The 16419-nt window shown below is 68.4% G+C and carries 13 protein-coding genes; 5 read left to right on the top strand and 8 right to left on the bottom strand.

Annotated features, from left to right (window positions below; genetic code table 11):
- Positions 1-97: 97 nt before the first annotated feature.
- The 3 genes from NAMU_RS13325 to NAMU_RS13335 all read right to left on the bottom strand — a co-directional run bounded on the left by NAMU_RS13325 (position 98) and on the right by NAMU_RS13335 (position 5355).
- A complete protein-coding gene (locus tag NAMU_RS13325) occupies positions 98-1180 on the bottom strand; it encodes a helix-turn-helix domain-containing protein (protein ID WP_015747919.1) in 1083 nt (360 codons plus the stop codon).
- A 324-nt stretch (positions 1181-1504) separates the two neighbouring features.
- Positions 1505-2875 carry a hypothetical protein gene (locus NAMU_RS13330; RefSeq protein WP_015747920.1) on the bottom strand — a complete coding sequence of 457 codons (1371 nt, stop codon included), beginning with the start codon at positions 2873-2875 and terminating at the stop codon, positions 1505-1507.
- Positions 2872-5355 carry a type IV secretory system conjugative DNA transfer family protein gene (locus NAMU_RS13335; RefSeq protein ID WP_052307938.1) on the bottom strand — a complete coding sequence of 828 codons (2484 nt, stop codon included), beginning with the start codon at positions 5353-5355 and terminating at the stop codon, positions 2872-2874. Before NAMU_RS13335 ends, NAMU_RS13330 begins: the two co-directional genes overlap by 4 nt.
- Before the next feature lie 917 nt (positions 5356-6272).
- Between NAMU_RS13335 and NAMU_RS13340 the strand changes: the two genes are divergently transcribed.
- Together NAMU_RS13340 and NAMU_RS29960 are read left to right on the top strand one after the other, a co-directional pair.
- Entirely contained in the window at positions 6273-6629 is a 357-nt protein-coding gene (locus NAMU_RS13340) for a hypothetical protein (RefSeq protein ID WP_015747922.1), read from the top strand.
- The gene (locus tag NAMU_RS29960) at positions 6626-6784 is read left to right on the top strand and encodes a hypothetical protein (protein ID WP_015747923.1); all 159 of its coding nucleotides are present in this window, start codon (positions 6626-6628) and stop codon (positions 6782-6784) included. The genes NAMU_RS13340 and NAMU_RS29960 overlap by 4 nt, the downstream gene beginning before the upstream one ends.
- 299 nt (positions 6785-7083) lie before the next feature.
- Here NAMU_RS29960 and NAMU_RS13345 read toward each other — a convergent pair whose 3' ends face one another.
- The 5 genes from NAMU_RS13345 to NAMU_RS29965 all read right to left on the bottom strand — a co-directional run bounded on the left by NAMU_RS13345 (position 7084) and on the right by NAMU_RS29965 (position 12390).
- The gene (locus NAMU_RS13345) at positions 7084-7608 is read right to left on the bottom strand and encodes a hypothetical protein (RefSeq protein WP_138180178.1); all 525 of its coding nucleotides are present in this window, start codon (positions 7606-7608) and stop codon (positions 7084-7086) included.
- A gap of 282 nt (positions 7609-7890) precedes the next feature.
- On the bottom strand, positions 7891-9204 hold the full coding sequence (locus NAMU_RS13350; protein ID WP_015747925.1) for a hypothetical protein: 1314 nt from the start codon (positions 9202-9204) through the stop codon (positions 7891-7893).
- A 5-nt stretch (positions 9205-9209) separates the two neighbouring features.
- On the bottom strand, positions 9210-9620 hold the full coding sequence (locus NAMU_RS13355) for a hypothetical protein (RefSeq protein ID WP_015747926.1): 411 nt from the start codon (positions 9618-9620) through the stop codon (positions 9210-9212).
- Positions 9617-10672: a hypothetical protein gene (locus NAMU_RS13360; RefSeq protein ID WP_015747927.1), complete on the bottom strand. Its 1056-nt coding sequence runs from the start codon at positions 10670-10672 to the stop codon at positions 9617-9619. The genes NAMU_RS13355 and NAMU_RS13360 overlap by 4 nt, the downstream gene beginning before the upstream one ends.
- Positions 10672-12390 carry a hypothetical protein gene (locus tag NAMU_RS29965; protein WP_015747928.1) on the bottom strand — a complete coding sequence of 573 codons (1719 nt, stop codon included), beginning with the start codon at positions 12388-12390 and terminating at the stop codon, positions 10672-10674. Before NAMU_RS29965 ends, NAMU_RS13360 begins: the two co-directional genes overlap by 1 nt.
- Positions 12391-12496: 106 nt before the next feature.
- Here NAMU_RS29965 and NAMU_RS13370 point away from each other — a divergent pair, with 106 nt between their 5' ends.
- The 3 genes from NAMU_RS13370 to NAMU_RS28380 all read left to right on the top strand — a co-directional run bounded on the left by NAMU_RS13370 (position 12497) and on the right by NAMU_RS28380 (position 16354).
- Positions 12497-13303: a hypothetical protein gene (locus NAMU_RS13370; RefSeq protein WP_138180180.1), complete on the top strand. Its 807-nt coding sequence runs from the start codon at positions 12497-12499 to the stop codon at positions 13301-13303.
- Positions 13304-13838: 535 nt separating this feature from the next.
- Positions 13839-15887, top strand: a complete 2049-nt coding sequence (locus NAMU_RS29315) for a GNAT family N-acetyltransferase (protein ID WP_169312497.1) — start codon at positions 13839-13841, stop codon at positions 15885-15887.
- On the top strand, positions 15884-16354 hold the full coding sequence (locus NAMU_RS28380) for an ASCH domain-containing protein (RefSeq protein WP_015747931.1): 471 nt from the start codon (positions 15884-15886) through the stop codon (positions 16352-16354). The genes NAMU_RS29315 and NAMU_RS28380 overlap by 4 nt, the downstream gene beginning before the upstream one ends.
- Positions 16355-16419: the final 65 nt, after the last annotated feature.

The following is a 16419-nucleotide window of genomic DNA, read 5'->3' on the forward strand; positions in this document are numbered from 1 at the left end:
TGTCCGGACGCGGGTAGATGGCGCATGCGCGAAGAAGGATTCGCCTATCCCTGGGACCGGGCGCAGGGACGGGGGGATGGGACGACGGAGTATCCGGTTACTCATGGAGGTCCAATCTGAGCGGGGGCTGGCCGGAACTACCCGGGTCTGCGAGGAAGTACCGCTGGAACGCGGGTTCAGTCATCCCTGCGAGACGGGCGAGTTCGTCATCCGAGTATTCGTGCTCACGCCGCTGCAGCGCAATGATCTTGTTGACGATTGAAGGGCTCTCACGTGCAACGTCGCCTGGCTCGCTGGTGCGCCACCCGAGCTTCCCAAGCCGAACCTGAAACTCGCGGTACTGCCGGTCAGTGATCGTCTCCAGATCGTGCGCGCGCCGGATGAGCGCGGCCATTGACATTCCCCATTCGATCTTGAGGGCCATCAGCCGACGGAAGTCGCTGGTCCTGAGGCCCTCCAGTTCGTGACGGATCTCGTCCGCCGGAGCCAGGAACTCGCCGGCAAACGAATTCGCTTCAGCCTCCTGATTGTCAGTTGGCAGTCTGTGCATGACCAGATGGCCGAACTCGTGCGCCACCGTGAAGCGGAGGCGGTCGGAGGGCAGATCAGTATTAATGAGCATCATAGGTGGGCGGCCCGGATCCTCCGGCCATGTGCTCACTGCGTCCTGCCCGGTTGTGCCGAACGATCGGAAGACAATGACGACTCCCGCAGATTCCACGAGGCCGATCAGGTTTCTGATCGGGCCGTTTGGCGTGCTCCAGCGTCTTCGAAGTTCGCCCGCGATCGCGGCCGGTCCGCGGTCATCCATTATCTCGATACGCTCGAACGTCCTTGCGGGTGCGAGTTCGATGCCGGAGAGGAGCCCCTCTACGCTGATTCGTGAGAGGTGGGTAACGGCCTCAATGCGCTTCATCGTGTTCACAGTCATCGTGCTGGCCCGCCGGCGGTGCAGGCAGGTGATCTCGATCGACGGCAGGTCGGCGCTTCGCTCAAGAAAATCGGGAGGGCAGTCGAGGGCGTGGGCGAGGCGAGCCAGGCGCTCTGGATCGAGTTCCAAGGCTCCGGTCTCCACCTTGGAGATGACGGCCTGGCTCATGACCGCGTTCGCGGCGAGCTGCGTCTGCGTCCAACCACGAGCTTCGCGCATGAGGGTCACCATCGACTGTCTTGCGGCCATGTGCCCTCCCTTCGGAATAGAGCATACCTGATCTGCCGGGCGGTTTGCCGCCAGGAATGACGGCCTCTCCGACGGTACTTCGCGCGGTCGCGTTCCCTGTCTCGATTGCCGTTGTGAGGAACGCAAGCGGTCCAAGCGACGGGCTGTCCGAGCACTGAGTCCGGAGAGGATGCCTTGATCTCCTGTCCATCGCTCAACCATCGGCCGGCCAAGCAGCGGCAATCGGCCAGGTGCCGGATTGGACTCGGTCGGGCCGATCTCGGATGACTACCGCGGGTGTCATGCCGGGATCCTGCGCGGCGGAGTTCGGGCGTCTATGTCCGGTCACTCAGCCAGTTGACCGGCGGCGGATCGGCAATCTCGTCGCGCGGCGCGCACCGTCTCCCGCGGGGCCGGGTCGATAGGATCGGCCACCCCGCCGTGGGCCAGCAGCGCGGAACTGTAGAAGCCTGGTGGCGGGTTCTCGCGCATCCAGGCGGGTACGCCGAGCAGGTGGCGGCTGTTGCGGATCAGCGACTGTCCGGCGTCGGGGTCGGCAGGGGCGAATTCCAGGTCGAATGGGTCGAGCAGGTTCACCAGCTGCCACCTTTGGGTGTGCGGGCCGGTGGGTCGCGATGCCGCCAACGTCAGGAACGCGGTCGAGCAGGATCGGGCGGCGGGGAACCATTCCTGCCAGCGGGCGACGGCCATCCGCTGCGGCACTCCGCGGCGGACCGCGTCCGGCGTGCCCAGGGCGGCGCGACCGACCGCGGACCGCAGCGCTCGGTAGGCGGCAGTGACCTTCTTGCGGGGCCGGTCCGGGTTGACCGCTTCGACGAAGACGACGGACAGGCCGACGCGGCGGGTGTCCACTTCGGACAGGATTCGGGCCCACTTGTCGATCTTGCGGCCGGTGTTCTCGCCGTAGCTGGCGGTCAGCTCGATCGCGATCCGGTGCCCGTCGGGGCGAACCAAGACCGCGTCGGCGGTGCTGTGTTCGGTGCGTCGGGTGTCGGTTGACAGCAGGTCCAGGCGGCCCAGCAGTTCGCCCAGGACGGTGCCGACGTCGCAGTATTCGGCGACGCGCAGGGCGAGTTCGGTGGCCAGCACGTTGTGCCGGTCGTACTGGCCGCCGCCGGTCCAGGGTTGGCCGGCGGTGACGCCGATCCGTTCGTGGTAGTCCAGTTCGTCGGCGAACTTGTCGAACGCCTCGACGGTGCCGGGCCGGTAGAGCCGGTTGTGCCGGGCGGGCTGGGGGCCGGCGAGTTCGTGCATGAAGGTGCCGCGTTCGACCAGCCCGGCGTGGAAGGCCGGGGCCATGAAGTCCTCACGGGCGGTGGCCCGGTTCCCGGTGACCGCGGCGAGTTGCTGGGCGGTCAGGGTGCGCCACAGGTGGACGGCGCCAGCGGCGGCCAGCCGGGCGTCGCGTCGGTTGGTCCACAGCTCTTGGCGGGCGAGGGTCGGTCTGTAGCCGGTTTCCGCATTGGGCCGGACGCCGATGCCGTCGCGTTCCATCCGCCACATCGCGCCGCGGGTCAGCCAGGAGGTTTGGGCGCCGCCCATCCAGAGGCCGTGGTAGTACGGGTCAGCGCGGTGAGCGGCGGTGAAACCGGCCGCGGGACAGCGGGACCGCAGCGTGTCGAACGGGATGGGTGGCGGCAGGTCGGTGACGCCGCGCATCGGTGTGGCGACCGGCAGGTCGGTGCGGCGGGTCACCGACGTCCTCGCGTTGCGGGGACCAGCGGCGCGTCGACCGCGTCTGGCTGGAGTTCGGTTCGGTAGCCCTGGAGGTCGGCGAGCATGTCGGGCCGATCGCCGAAGAACTCCAGGCGGACGGGAACGGCCGGTTGCCGGCGGGCGTCGACGGTCGCCCGGACGATCGCGTGGTACTGGTCCAGGTTGATGATCTCGTCGGGAGTCCAGGAGCCCTCGCCGGAGCCGGCGGCCAGATCCTTGGCGGCGCGGGCGGCGGTGTCCGGGTTGTTCTGCGAGAACCACAGGACGGTGCCGTAGTCCAGCACGGAGGTGAGCAGCGCCGGCGGGAGTTGGTCGTCGCGTTGGGTGGCGAAAAGCTTGCGGACCCCGTAGTCGCGCCCCTGGTCGTGCAGCCAGGCGATGATGTCGGCGGAGTCGGCGGACAGCAGCTTCAGCTCGTCGGCGAAGATCGTGGTAGCCCGGCCCTGGTCGCGCCAGCCGACGCAGATCCGCTCGACCGTGTCGCGCAGCGCGAACATCAGGATCGCCGACAGGTACCCGGTCACCCGGCTGTCCAAGGTGATGCCGGAAGTGGTGGATCCGGTGTTGATCAGGACCGAATGATGGCCGGAAACGACCTGTTCCCAGGTGACCTTCGGCCGGTTCGGGGTCCACCAGGCCTCGGCGGCGAGCAGCTCACCCAGCCGGCGGCGGGCGGACTCGGTGGCGTCACGACGGCGGGCCTCGGTGACCCGGCCGGTGAACAGGAACGCCAATCGGGTGTCGGCCTCGGTCAGGTCGGCGGCCGCGGGGCGCCCCGCCTTCTCGGCGGTGACGGCGGCCGAGGTGATGGCCCGGGCCAGGTCGACGGCGGCGGTGTCACCCCGTCCGCCGCACAACACATGGGCGTAGAACACCGGCGAGTGCGCAACGGGGAGTCCCGCGTCGGCGGCGATGTCGCCGGTCACGGTCAGCGCAGCGGTGATCGTCGCGGACAGAGATTCGTAGGCGCGGCCCTGGATCTCTCCGTCGGCGAAGGCGTACACGAGCATGTTGGTGAAGACCCGGGCGCGCTCGGCGACCGACAGTGGTCGGCCGTCCCGGGTGGGGACGTGGAACACGTCGATGCCGTAGGTGGCCGGGTCGCCCGCCTCCACCAGCAGCGGCTGGTCGCCGGCGGCGTGGGCGTACCGCAGGTACGCGGTGGTGCCGGCGCCCTTGTTCTCGAAGGCGATCAGTCCGTTGCGCCGGCCGGGAAAGCCGGGCCGACCGGACGGTGTGACGCGCTCGAGGCAGTGCCAGCCGTACAGGGCGGCGAGCAGCGCGGACTTGCCCGAGCCGGGCTCGCCGAAGGCGGCGACACCGCGCCACATGTCGGCCGCGGACAGACGCACCCGGTCGCACTCCTGCGGGTCGTCCAGGCCATCCGGGTGACCGATCCACGGCCCCACACCCGGGTCGAGCAGCGCGGCCGGCGCGGTCCGCTGCCGGGTCGACACCTGCCCGGCGGCGGCCCCCGAATGCGGCGCGACCAGGCCGGCCAACAGACCTGGGCCCATCAGGAAAACCCGAAGGTGCAGCGGGTAGTCGCCCGGCGTCGCGGCCTTCTCGTTCCGGTTCTCGGTGGCCGGGTGTCCCCGGCTGGGCCGGGCTGGGACGGTTCGGCGCAGCGGGGGAGCGTCGAACCGACACCGGCGGGCCGCCCGGACAGTGCGGTGGCCGGTGCCGGGGATCCGACCCGTCACCAGGCAGCCCAGCAGCACGACGAGAGCTGCGGCGAGCAGCATGGCCGCGCGGATCGACCCGAGCGCGGCGACGGCGGCGACCGCCGCGCATGACAGCAGCACGCTGGCAGTCAGCGTGAGCGTCGGCCGCAGGATCCGGGTCCGGGTGGCGATGTCGAAACCGGGCAGCGCCGCCGCCACCTGGGACAGGACACCGCGGACCTGCTCGGCGCTGTCGCCGCCGGCGGTGACGGTGACCGCGACCGCGTTCGGGTCCCGGTAGTGGTGCACCGGCGCAGCGGAGCCAAGGCGGTGGGTGTACCAGCGGTCGGTGCGTCGCCGCTCACGTCGACGGGGTCGGCGCAGGGTGGCGGCTACCCAGGTGGTGTCGTCGGTCCGGTGCCGCAGCGCCGTTTCGACGCGCCGCGCGGTCTCGGCCGCGTCTCCGCCGCGGGTCGTCGCATGCACCGCGGGAGCGTGCACGTCGGCGCGCAGGAAGCCGACCACCCGGGTGCCCGACAGGTACGGCGGATCGTCCACCACGTCGATCTGGGCGCCCACCGCGTGCGCCAGGGACAACGCCGCGTTCGGGAAGTCCTGCCGGGCCGGGGTCAACAAGTGATGAGTCACCGCGTTACCGTCGGAGGTGGTCAGCAGGGTGACCGGGAACCGACCCAGGGCGGAGGCGAACCCGCGCATCCGGGTGTCGGTGTTGCCCGGGTTAGGCATCGAGGTGCCTGCCCGGGTCAGCCGCCGGAGGACCTGCTGCCTGCTCATGCGCGGGATCAGTCGCAAAGCCGGCGTGTGTCGGCAGGCTACGGTGGACCGGGCCAACCGAGTCCACGAATACCCCTGGGAAGCATCGGATCTCACGTCCGAATTGCCCGGTGCAGGTGCCCCTCGCCCGCCCCGGGGCCCACCGCCCTCCCAACTCTCCGGTGAACCGTCGGGGTTGGTCGATCAGCCGGGTCGGGGTCGAGGCGCGTGGCGCAGCGGCGCATCCGGTCGGTGGGCGGCTTCGCCGGTGACGGTGCGCATGCGCCCGCCCAGCCTGCGGCGCGCCCAAGGCTCCGACATGGTGCATCCCAGGGCCCGGCAGCAGCGGCAAAGCCGACCAGGATGAACAGGCCCAGCAGGTTGCCGTGGCGGCGGATGACCGCGACCAGGGCCGACCATCGGTGATCCGGCTGCGCCAGCCCCGAGATGCGCGGACCGCCATGTCACGTCGCCGACGGCCGCAGCTTGCCGTCCGCCCCGATGGGCAGATAGCCGAGCGTCGCCGTCGCCGGAGTGGAGCCGGAACGGGTCGGCACAGAGTTGGGGTCCGCACCGGCTGCTGGCCGATATCGGGAACATCGGATGGCAGCCGCGCGGGCGATGCGGCGATCGGCCCGCCGGGCCGACACGGCAAGGTGCACAGCCGAACCGCCACACCACCCCGAAGGGCCGGCACCGCAGGCGCACGAGGAACCGCCACGCACGACGACGCCCCGTCGCGCCCGCCCCGGAACCCGCCACGCAGTGGCTCCACCGCCGAAGGCGGTGTTCCTCATATCCGGCAAGGCCTGGCGGCCGGCTGACGGCGACGACTTCGCCGAGAGATGCGGGACGACGCAGATCGCCGCACACGAAGTGATCGGGAATGCTCGAGGGAGGCCGCGGATGACGATGACGATCGCCGACGGGCGGCGGTGATGGACTGGTTGTCGCAGCTGGGGCCGGTGGCCACCGGGTTGGTGGCGTTGGTGGCGTTGGTTGTCGGCACGCTGACGGTGCTGCAACGCAGCCGGGCGGATCGGCGCGATCAGTGGTGGAAGCGGGCGCAGTGGGCCATCGACCTGACCTTCGCCGGGGAGGCGGATCGGCAGAAGCTCGCGTTCCGGGTGCTCGGTGTGCTGGGCGAGTCGAAGCTGGCCGGAGCGGAAGAATTGCGGATCCTGGACTCGCTGGCCGCCGACGAGCTGCGACCGCTGGCGCTCGGCGCGGCCGAACACGACCCCGTCGACCCGGGTGATACTGGAGGTCGGAGCGGACAGGAGACCACGGAATGACGCAGCAGAGCGAGGTCGACCGAGACCGGTCCGGCGCGGTTCCGTCCGAGGTGCAGGTGGAGGCGGCCAAGCTGAAGCTGGTCACCGACCGCCGCCTGAAGCAGCCGACGCCGGAATGGGTGGTGCGGGTCGCACAGGGTCTGCCTGCCTGGTAATCCCCGCTCTCCGTGAGGCGACTTCTCTACCGGCGGAGCCCGTGTCACAGTAAGCGCGCAGGTTGCAGTGATGCCTGCAACGGGCGGAGCAAGACCCGGCCGACTGGCTCATCGCCGGTGCCGGGATTGCGCAAAGCACGGACAACCCTGGTGGCGTGCGCACCAGGCCGCCCTGATCAAGAGTGGGACGTAGTGGCCTGGGCCTGTCCGAGTGATCCATCCCGTTCGGGACGCCGCCGCCGATCGACTCCCGTGCGCGTTTCGGGCGAAGAGCCGCACGCGGCAGGCACCAATCCGACTCAGCTCATGGGGTCTCCCCCTAGCGCGTAAACCACCAACCCAGCCTGCGTCTTGATCGTCAGCGCGTCGATGGCACAGATGAACATGTCCTGCGAACCCTTCACCTCATCGACACAGGCAAACGTGTTGTACTCGTCGATCGATCCCGTGATCTTGGTCAGGTCGTCGTCCAGATCGATGAAGCGGGCACGGTCGATGTCATTGTCAATCATGTCCTGACGCAGCTCGGTGATCGCTTCCTTCGCGCGACCGACTTGCTGAACGCACGATTGACCGTCGCTGCACGCGGGTAGCTTGCTGATCTCGGTCAGCTCGGCACAGTGCCGCTCACAGAGATCAGCCAAGACGTCCTTTGTGGAGGACGTCGTGGTCCGCGCGGTTGTTGTCCGGGCCGTGGACGATGCGACTGTCGACGTCTTGGGTGCTGAAGTCGACACGGGTGTCGCCACCGGCGTGGGCTGGCTGCAACCTCCCAGAAGCAGAGCCGATCCGGCAAACACGACGACGGCAACACGAATCTTCATTCGTCCCCCCTGGACTGCGCAGTGTTGAGCTGCTTGCATAGCGGGACCTGCCCCGTCATTTCCCGCTGTGCGCCGATTGTGAGCCCGTCGGACGCCTAACGCCACCCGACCACCGCGCACGGCGACCTCACCGCCGTTTCGTTCAACCATCCGCCGCCGGCAATGAATGGCCTTGCAGACTTGAGACGGGCGCTCAAGGGCCCGATCTGAGGGGATGCTGAGGCATCCGACTGTCCGGGAAATCCCCTCCTCGAAGCGCCCGGGTGGTCAGGGCAGACGCCGTCAGGAGGCGGCGCCGGCGTCGCCCTCGTCGAGCAGCAGCCGGGTGGCGACGTCCCGGGCGATGGTGCGCACGTCGTGGATGGCGGAGACCAGCTCCGAGCGGCTGGTGAAGCCGAGTTGGCGGGCGGTGCGACGGTCCTGCTGGACGGTTAGGCCGTGCACCGAACAGTCCAACCATTCCCAGGCCAGGCGCAGAACTTGGTTGGGATGCCGGGCGGCGACCTGGGCGAGGATCTCCTCGCGGAGCAGGGCGATGTGGATGCCGGGCAGCATTTCGCCGGTCCCGAACAGCATGGCGGTGGCGGGGTTGTCGGGGTCGACGAGCAGCGGGTCACCGGACAGGTAGTCGGCGGCCGACAGGTATCCGCTGGTGGCGCGGAGCTTGCGGACGCCGATGTCGACGACCCGGTCGACGGTGTAGCCGGTGGCGGCGTCCAGGTCGCTGTAGGTGGAGTGGCGGTGCCGCCAGCATTCGACCCGCCGGCGGATCGCAGCCGATTCGTCCTCGCGGGCCGACCGCCCGTCCGGTTCGGCGATCAGGTCGGTGGGCCGGGCGAGCAGGCTCTCCTGGGCGCAGGTGAAAAGGCCGTGCCGGCTGACCATGTCCCGGTTGAACGCGACGAGCACGCGGCCGTCGCGGGCGGCGTCCGGGTGGGTGCTGGTGACCTCGTCGCGGATCCGCCGGGCCACCTTGTCCCGCCAGGCGCCGCGGGCGGGGTCGACGTCGGCGGCGCGGGCGATCGCGAGCTGGTCGGGGCGCCGGGTGGCCTCCGCGACCCCGTAGGTTTCCGCGCGGCGGTCGTTGGCCCAGGCAGCGGCCTGCGCCGGGGACGGGTCCAAGCCCCGCAGTTCGGACAGTTCGCTGATCGCCTTATACAGCTTGAGGGCTCGGCGGTGCGCGGTGACGTCGGCGACGGCATCCTCCAACGCCTGCCGGGTGACCGGCGCCGACCACTGCACCAGGTACTTGGGCACATTGGCTGGTCCGAGACGCCGCGGGTCAAGCTGCGGCGCCGGCCGGTCGGTAAGCAGCCCGGCGAGATCGTCGGCGGACAGTGCGGTCCGCCCCCACCCGGTGATCAGGTCGGTGCCGTGCAGGCGCAGCGCGTCCAGCAGTTTGACCAGCGACATCCAGGCCTCGGTGCGCAGGTCCTCCCGGGTCCAGGAGGCGGGTAGCCGGCCGCCGTGCAGCCGCAGTCCCTTGGCCGCGATCGTGTCGACGAGGTCGGGGCGCTGCTGGGTGAACCGGTTCCGCAGCAGCGTGTACCGGTGGCCGTGCGCGGCCATCACCGCGGTCAGGTCGGCCCAGTCCATCCTGTCTACATCCCCCTGGTCTGCGGCGTGAACGGGAACCCGGTCCACGGCGGTTCGCGTTGGATGCTCGGTTGCAGCGAGAACCAGCAGGCGAGCCGGCGTCCGCGGCAACGGCTGTCGAGCAGCCATCCGACGGTCAGTTGCCTCATAGAGATGCGGTCGGCGCCGCATCTGGCACGCAGCCGGGTCAATCTGGTGTGGATGGTCTTGCCGGACAGGCCGCCGGCGTGGGTCAGGATCTGCCGCAGGGTCAGGGCGAGCAGCGGACGCCCGTCGATGGTGGCGGCGTGCCGGAACAGGTCGACGGGGGTGACGAGTCCCTCGTGCAGGGCCTCGAGCCATTCGGCACGCAACCGCAGCGCGGCCCGCTGGCCCTGGCGAAGGGACCGCAACGGCACGAACGGTGGGGTGGTCATCGTTCGCCCCACGCGCCGATCGGGTTGCCGCAGATGTCGGCGCTGCCGTGGTCGCGTTGGTCGGACCGGCCGGCGCCGCCGGACGCGTCGGCCACGCGGAGCGGAGTGGACAGGGAACGCAGCAGGCGGTCAGGGCCGAGTTTGGACTGCGGGTAGGCGCGGCGGAACTCGACGAGCAACCGGTCGGGGTCGGTGATGCCGGTCTGCCGGGCGAACCGGCGCACCGTCGCCCCGACGCGGGGGTCGCCGATGTGCTGCAGCAAGGTGTCGGCGGCGTCCCGGCGCAGGGTGCGGCGGATGTGGTGCAGCAGGTCGACGTTGGTGACCTGCCCGGGGGTGATGAGCCGGTTGAGCAGGCGGAGGACGGGGGAGTCGGGGGCGCCGTCGTGGCCGAGGATCAGCCGGTCGGTCACCGTTTGCAGTTCGGTGTCGTCGAGCCGGGCGGCACCGTCGGTCAGCTCGAGGGTGAGGTTGGAGTGGGCGGTGCGCACCGCTGAGCGCACGTAGGGTTCCAGGTCGCGCAGCACCTCCCAGCGGGCGTGCTGGCCGTCGCGGACCAGCGCGGACAACCTCGCCCGGATGCGGCTGCGACCGGTGGGTCGGGCGGTCAGGCAGGTGACGTCGGGGTCGAAGCCGCGACCGTCCGCGTCGCCGCCGTCGGTGGTCCCGCTGCCCGTGGTCAACCGTCCGTCGTGGTCGAGCGGGGTGTGTTCGCAGTGCACGATCAGGCTGCCGGCCCGGTCAATGCCGAGACCGAGCGCGCGCCAGAGGACGTCGACGGCGGCGCCGCGGGGGATGACGAGCAGCGGTCCGGGGCTGTGTTCGACCTGGATGGGCAGCAGCAGCGCGCCTCCGTCGCCGGCGGCCTTGCGGCCGGTGTCGATGGCCGGGACCGACCACAGCCAGTCGGGCAGGTCGACCACCGCGCCGTCGGCGGGGAGGTCGGTGGCGAGCAGTGTCGCGGCGTGCTGCCCGGCGATGATCCGGGACAGGGATCGGGTCAGGGTGTCCAGCCAGCTGTGCCGGGATCCGGCCCGGTCGCGGCCGCCCATCAGCGGTGGCCCCGGCGGCGCCAGCTCAGGATGCTGCGCCGCGGGCGGGGGGCGGGCCGGAATTCGGGTCGGCCGGTGATGCGGTGCAGGATCCGGTCCAGGGCGGCGGCGTAGACGGCGTGGTCGGAGGGGATCCGCCCGTTGTTCATCATCTCGACGACGGTGTCGTCGTTGCCGATGCGTTCCAGGTCGCACACATAGGGGGAGAACCGTTGCCGCACGTCGTCTTCGGAGAAGTCGACGACGCTCTTGTTGATGACCATCAGCATGTGCTCGCGGCCGACGCCGGCGGCGGCCATCATGCTCAGCCGGTCGGCCAGGTTGCTGACGCCGACGCTGGAGGAGTCGGTGTTGGCGATGCCCCACACACCGGGTGTGGCCAGCAGCGGGACGGCGAGATTGTCGATCAGCCCGGACGTGTCGTGCGCCTCGACGATCTGGGTGTCAACGATGACCAGGTCCGAGTTCAGTTGGGCCTGTTCGATGACCTGCGCGTACACGTCGGACGTGACGACGGTGGGGTCGGCCTCGTCGGTGCTGCGGGGGCCCGGGATCAGGTGGAAGTGCAGCTCGTCGAACCACCGTCCCGGCCGCAGGTCGTTGGCCGCCTGCATCGTCAGGACGGCGCGGGCGGGGTCGCCGGTGACGGCGGCGTCGAAGATGCCGGGAATGGTGGGTCGGGCCAGCCGCAGGTACTTGGTGATGTCGGACTGGCCCCGGTTGGCGTCCACCACGGTGACCTGCAGGTCGGGGCAGCGTTGCCCGGCCCGCTGGGCCAGGGCCAGCGCGATGGAGGTCTTGGCGGCTCCGCCCCGGGCTGCCCAGCTGATCACCAGGTGGCCGAGCTGTCCGCGACGTCGGGTGCGGTCGCTGCCGGGCGTCGCCGCGGCGCGGGGGCCGGCCATCAGGTCCAGCAGGTCGTCGCCGGTGACCGGCGGCGCCGTGACGGTGGCAGGCCGGGCCGGCGCCGCGGCCAGGACCGGTAACGGGTCGGGTTCCGGGTCCAGGATGGCCGGCCCGCTGCGGGTGACCAGGTCGGACTGGCTGACAGGGGTCGGTGGGGCGGATTCGTCGCTGCCGACCGGCATCTCGGCCCAGGCGGGGACCGGCGCTGCCGACGGCCGCCCGGCCGGCGGCGGGTCGGCATCGATCGCCCAGGCCGGGATCGATGCGCCTGCGGCCGGCCCGCGGGCCGCAGGTGACGTCGGATCGGACGGGGAGTCGTCGAACTCGGGCTCCGGCCATGGCGGCTGCGTCCATTCCGGATCGTCGTCCAGATCCGGGATCTGGAAGTCGGCGGCGTTCTCGTGGACGGACCCGTCGCTGTGCAAGGTCTTGTCGGAGTAGGTCGGGTGGTCGTCGAAGCCGGCGGCCGTCACCAGCGCCGACAGGTTCGCCGGCAGGGGCAGGATCTCGGCGCCGGTGATGGTCGGCGGCTGGTCGTCCGGGTCGATTAGGACGACGGTGCGCTTACCCGGAGGGGTGTGTCCGGAGATCGAGTTGAGCCACGCGCCCATGCCGACGTGCTGCCGACGCCAGCGGGCGATGATCACCGGGACCTCGTCCGCTGACCGCGCCTGCTTGGACCGTTCCCGGATCGCCCGGACGGAATCGCGGAAGTCGCTGCCGGTGACCACGGGGATCCCGGCCGCGGTCAGGACCGAGACGAGGCCGGGGGAGTCGATGATCCCGACCGGCGTCGAACGGATGTCTGTCATACCGGGTCTATGCCGGCCGCGCGGGAACCGGTCACCCGGCGGACGTCGCCGGGTGCGGGTCCGCGTTCGTGACCGTCGGGGAGGTCGCCGGGTCTGGGCGATCGGCGTGAGCCGGTGCGAAGATCAACGTTCAAGTGACGGACGGGCGGGTGAACAAGGCGGTGCGGGTGACCAGACGGAAGGCTGCGCGAGCCGATACATCCGGCTGCCGGTGCCCGCGGCGTTTTTCTTGCCGGTTCGGAGTGGCGTGGTGACCCGCGCGGATCCTGACGCCGATGCGCTCTGGGCGTGGCTGCTCGGCCTGCGGGACCCCCTGCTGACGATCGAGCACCGTTTGGCCGCGCAGTCCGGTGTTCTGCGTTCCCTGCAGGAATCGCCCGGTTCCACCACCCACACCCTGGCCGGCGTGCTGGCCGCGATCGGGAGGGCGTTGACCGAGACGGCCGAGGCGATCGATTGGGGTCCCCTGCAGATCGACGGCCGACCCGCGGTTCGCCTGCTGACCGTTCAGGTGGGCCCGGTGCGGATCGGCGATTCGGCGGTGCCGTTGCCGCACGTCACTCGGATTCTGATGGCCCCGCCCCGCATCGGCCGCGTGTTCGCCGAGCCGCCACCGGCCGCCGCCTGGGGTGTCGTCGCGGCGGCCACCATTCCCGACGCGTCGGTAGCGCCGCCGATCGGGCCAGGGGATGGCCCGGACCCACAGACGCAGATCCGGGCGTTTCTGGTGTCCGCGCCCGGTCCAGGCGCCGGCGCGCTGGCGATCGCCGGGGCCGCGTTCGCCGCGGCTCGGTGGATGCTCGCCGCCAACGACGTCATCGGGCGGGAATGGGCTCCATCGGAGAGCATGCTGCGCACCGCCCTGGACGACGCGCTGGCGGCAGCCACAATACCCAGTTGGGACCGGCCCTGACACATCGGCGAGTCGTGATCCACGCGCTCCGCCGACCAACTTGCAGAAACCGATAGATGGAGAGACGTGACAGCTCAGAATTCCCCGCAGCGCGGCAATCGAATGGCCACAAATCGGTGGATTCTATCCAGACCGCATGGACACAAGCTTAATTCCTTGCCCCGACGCGGCATTCACTGCTTCAGCCGTGCTGAAGACGCAGCAAACTCACCTGCTTCGACTGGCAAGGGCCATTCTAGCGAAGAGCTGATGCCGTCCAGCGCTGCGCAGCGCTCCCAGCCTTCGATCACTAGCATGTGTGAGCTGCACGCTGGTTTCTTACTACGTCCCTGTGGGCGATATTCTGTGCGAAGTCCATCCGACACTGTTTCGTCCGCCAGCACAAGGCGCCGTCAACCGGGGACTCTCCACCAAAACGTGCAAGCCGTCGTGAGCTACTCGCCCCGTTCGTCGGCCTGTCGATCTGCATCACCGACTGTCATCGGATATAACAACATCCATGACGGTATGGGCGGAACAGGATGCGCCTCGAGTCGTGCAGGTGCAGCCGGATCAGGATCTCTTCAACGCTGTGTTCGAACTGGGCGAGTCGCACAAGAAGTCTGTGGGAATGTTGCCTATGGAAGCATGGAGGGACTACGCGTGCCGGGATGGTTTGATCGCAGCTATCCGAGGTACCGTTTCGAGCCCGACCTTGCTCGGCTTTGCCGCTTTCCGCGTTGGAGCCACGCGACCAGAGATCTCGCTTGCCCAGATGGTCGTATCACCGGGAGTTCGCGGCGGCGGAACGGCTCGCCGACTGATCGAGTTCATTTCTAGTAAACACTCAGAGATGCGTGGGATTCGACTTAAGTGCCGCCGGGACTTACCCGCTGCAACCTTGTGGCCGCGTCTGGGTTTCGTCGCGCGCGGTGACATACCGGGTCGAGGCAATGATGGTGCCTGGTTGACTGTCTGGTGGCGCGACCATGGTCACCCCGACCTTCTCACCTGGTCAGGGGTATCCGACTCGACCATTGCGGTCGTTCTCGACACAAACGTATTTATCGACCTTCACGGACCGGGCGAGGACGGCCGCTCGAAACATACGCGCACCGTCCTCGCTGCCAACGATGACCGAATCCAACTGTTGGTCACACCCGAACTCGGCAACGATCTCAACCGCTGCGCCGACGATCGCGTCCGGTTCAATCTGCAAAAACTGCAGTCCGCGCACCCGGGAATTAACGCTGCCACCGACTTGATCGATGAGACCTTCCAAGAGCTGGTTGCAGACGCTGGGACCGCACCGCGAAGCGATCAAGATCGCAGCGATCTACGTCACATCGCCTACACAGCTCGTACAGGCGTCCATGTCTTCCTCACATGGGACGAGGCGTCTATCCGGCGGTGGGGTAGATCAGCACGCGAACTTCACGACGTCGCTATGGTGACTCCCTCCGAACTCGGGGGCCTGCTCGACGAATTGGAATCTGCCCCAGGCTATACTCCGGTTGCCTTGCTCGGCACCGGGTACACAAGCCGGGAGGCCGGGACCGCCGACTCTGATACTATCCGAATGTTCCTAGATACCTCCCATGGCGAGAAAGCCCCAGAATTTGCCACCCGGCACCGCCAGCTTGCATCCGGCCCGCAGACTGGCGCTCACAGGATTCTATTCTTCGAGCCCGCTGGTGCTGCCGTTGCGATACTTGGATACACCGTTGATAGCGCTGTCGTGAATGTCAGCCTGATGAGAATGCATCAGTTTCCAATCGCGCAGACTATGGCTGCCCAACTTGTGGCAATGATGAGGGTCATCGCAACAGAGGCGGATGCTTCAGTAGTACGGGTGCGTGATCGACATATCAATCCGCTCTTCGCCGACGCGCTTATAGCCGACGGATTTCACCAAATCAACGAGACGTACGTAGGACTCAGCGTAAATGCTCGAAGCAGTATCCAAGAGCTGATTCCATCGCTCACGCCGACAATCTCGATGCTCGGATCACAAGAAGAGGCTGCGTTTGGAACTCTTCTCGATTCAGCTCAACGCCTGACATCAAACACAGCCGCAGAAGTGTGTTCAAACTTGGAGCGCCTGCTCCGGCCGCTGCGGATCGTCGACGCGCCACTTGAAACTTGGCTTGTTCCTATCAAGCCCCACTGGTCAGCGCAATTGTTCAACAGCCCGCCCGACCTATTCGGACAGATTCCAGAGCTTGGGATGAGCGTTGAGCACGTGTACTACCGCGGGGGACGCTCAGGCGAAACGGAACCGGCACGAATTATATGGTGGGTGTCGGGACCAAGTGCGGGCCATGCCATCGCGTGCAGCGAGCTGATCGAGGTTATTGATGGAACCCCTTCCGAGCTATTTCGGCGCTTCCGGCGGCTCGGTGTCTGGACCTGGTCGGAAGTGCAGGCCGCAGCGGCGACTAGTGGTCAGCTACGTGCTCTTCGGTTTATCAACACCGAGATGTTCGCTCATGAGGTTCCGCTCGAGCCACTCGAACGACAGCGTGGTCGGCGGCTACGCCTAGCTTTCCCGGTAAAGATCGACCCCGACACCTTCGATCAGATCATCACGGAGGCACGTGCGTGACTAGCCCTGAGCTCGGTCGGATCATGCTGATCTCGGTTCACCCACGTCATGTCGAGAGAATCCTCGACGGCACGAAGACCGTCGAGCTCCGTCGGACGAAACCCGCGATCGACCCAGGACAACCCGCTGTGATCTACGCGACCATGCCCTCAGGTGCGCTCGTTGCGACCTGCCGAATCGCAGCGGTCGAGGTATCTGCTCCATCACGACTCTGGCGGACCGTGGGTTCCGCTGCGCAAGTGAGCCGCGCCGAGTTTGATCGCTACTACTGCAACTCAACGATCGCGGTTGCACTGCACCTCAACGATGTCCGACCTCTAAGCGATCCAGTAACGCTCGGGCAGCTTCGCGCTCGCTCTCGATTTCACCCGCCGCAGACGTGGCACTTCGTCAATGAACGCGACCTGCGCTTCATGCTCGGAGGCCACCCTTCTGCCCATGTCATGGCCGAGCTCATCACCTGCTGACTGCTCACGACGCAGGCGAGGAGATCATTTGCTGTCCGGCGTGTCGCCTCGCAGATCCTGGGTTT

It is taken from the genome of Nakamurella multipartita DSM 44233, assembly GCF_000024365.1.
Taxonomy (GTDB): domain Bacteria; phylum Actinomycetota; class Actinomycetes; order Mycobacteriales; family Nakamurellaceae; genus Nakamurella; species Nakamurella multipartita.

Coding starts and splice junctions, on each gene's coding strand:
- NAMU_RS13325 (WP_015747919.1), bottom strand. CDS start 1,180: ATGGCCGCAAGACAGTCGATGGTGACCCTCATGCGCGAAGCTCGTGGT.
- NAMU_RS13355 (WP_015747926.1), bottom strand. CDS start 9,620: ATGACCACCCCACCGTTCGTGCCGTTGCGGTCCCTTCGCCAGGGCCAG.
- NAMU_RS13360 (WP_015747927.1), bottom strand. CDS start 10,672: ATGGGCGGCCGCGACCGGGCCGGATCCCGGCACAGCTGGCTGGACACC.
- NAMU_RS13340 (WP_015747922.1), top strand. CDS start 6,273: ATGGACTGGTTGTCGCAGCTGGGGCCGGTGGCCACCGGGTTGGTGGCG.
- NAMU_RS13350 (WP_015747925.1), bottom strand. CDS start 9,204: ATGGACTGGGCCGACCTGACCGCGGTGATGGCCGCGCACGGCCACCGG.
- NAMU_RS29965 (WP_015747928.1), bottom strand. CDS start 12,390: ATGACAGACATCCGTTCGACGCCGGTCGGGATCATCGACTCCCCCGGC.
- NAMU_RS29960 (WP_015747923.1), top strand. CDS start 6,626: ATGACGCAGCAGAGCGAGGTCGACCGAGACCGGTCCGGCGCGGTTCCG.
- NAMU_RS13335 (WP_052307938.1), bottom strand. CDS start 5,355: ATGAGCAGGCAGCAGGTCCTCCGGCGGCTGACCCGGGCAGGCACCTCG.
- NAMU_RS13345 (WP_138180178.1), bottom strand. CDS start 7,608: ATGAAGATTCGTGTTGCCGTCGTCGTGTTTGCCGGATCGGCTCTGCTT.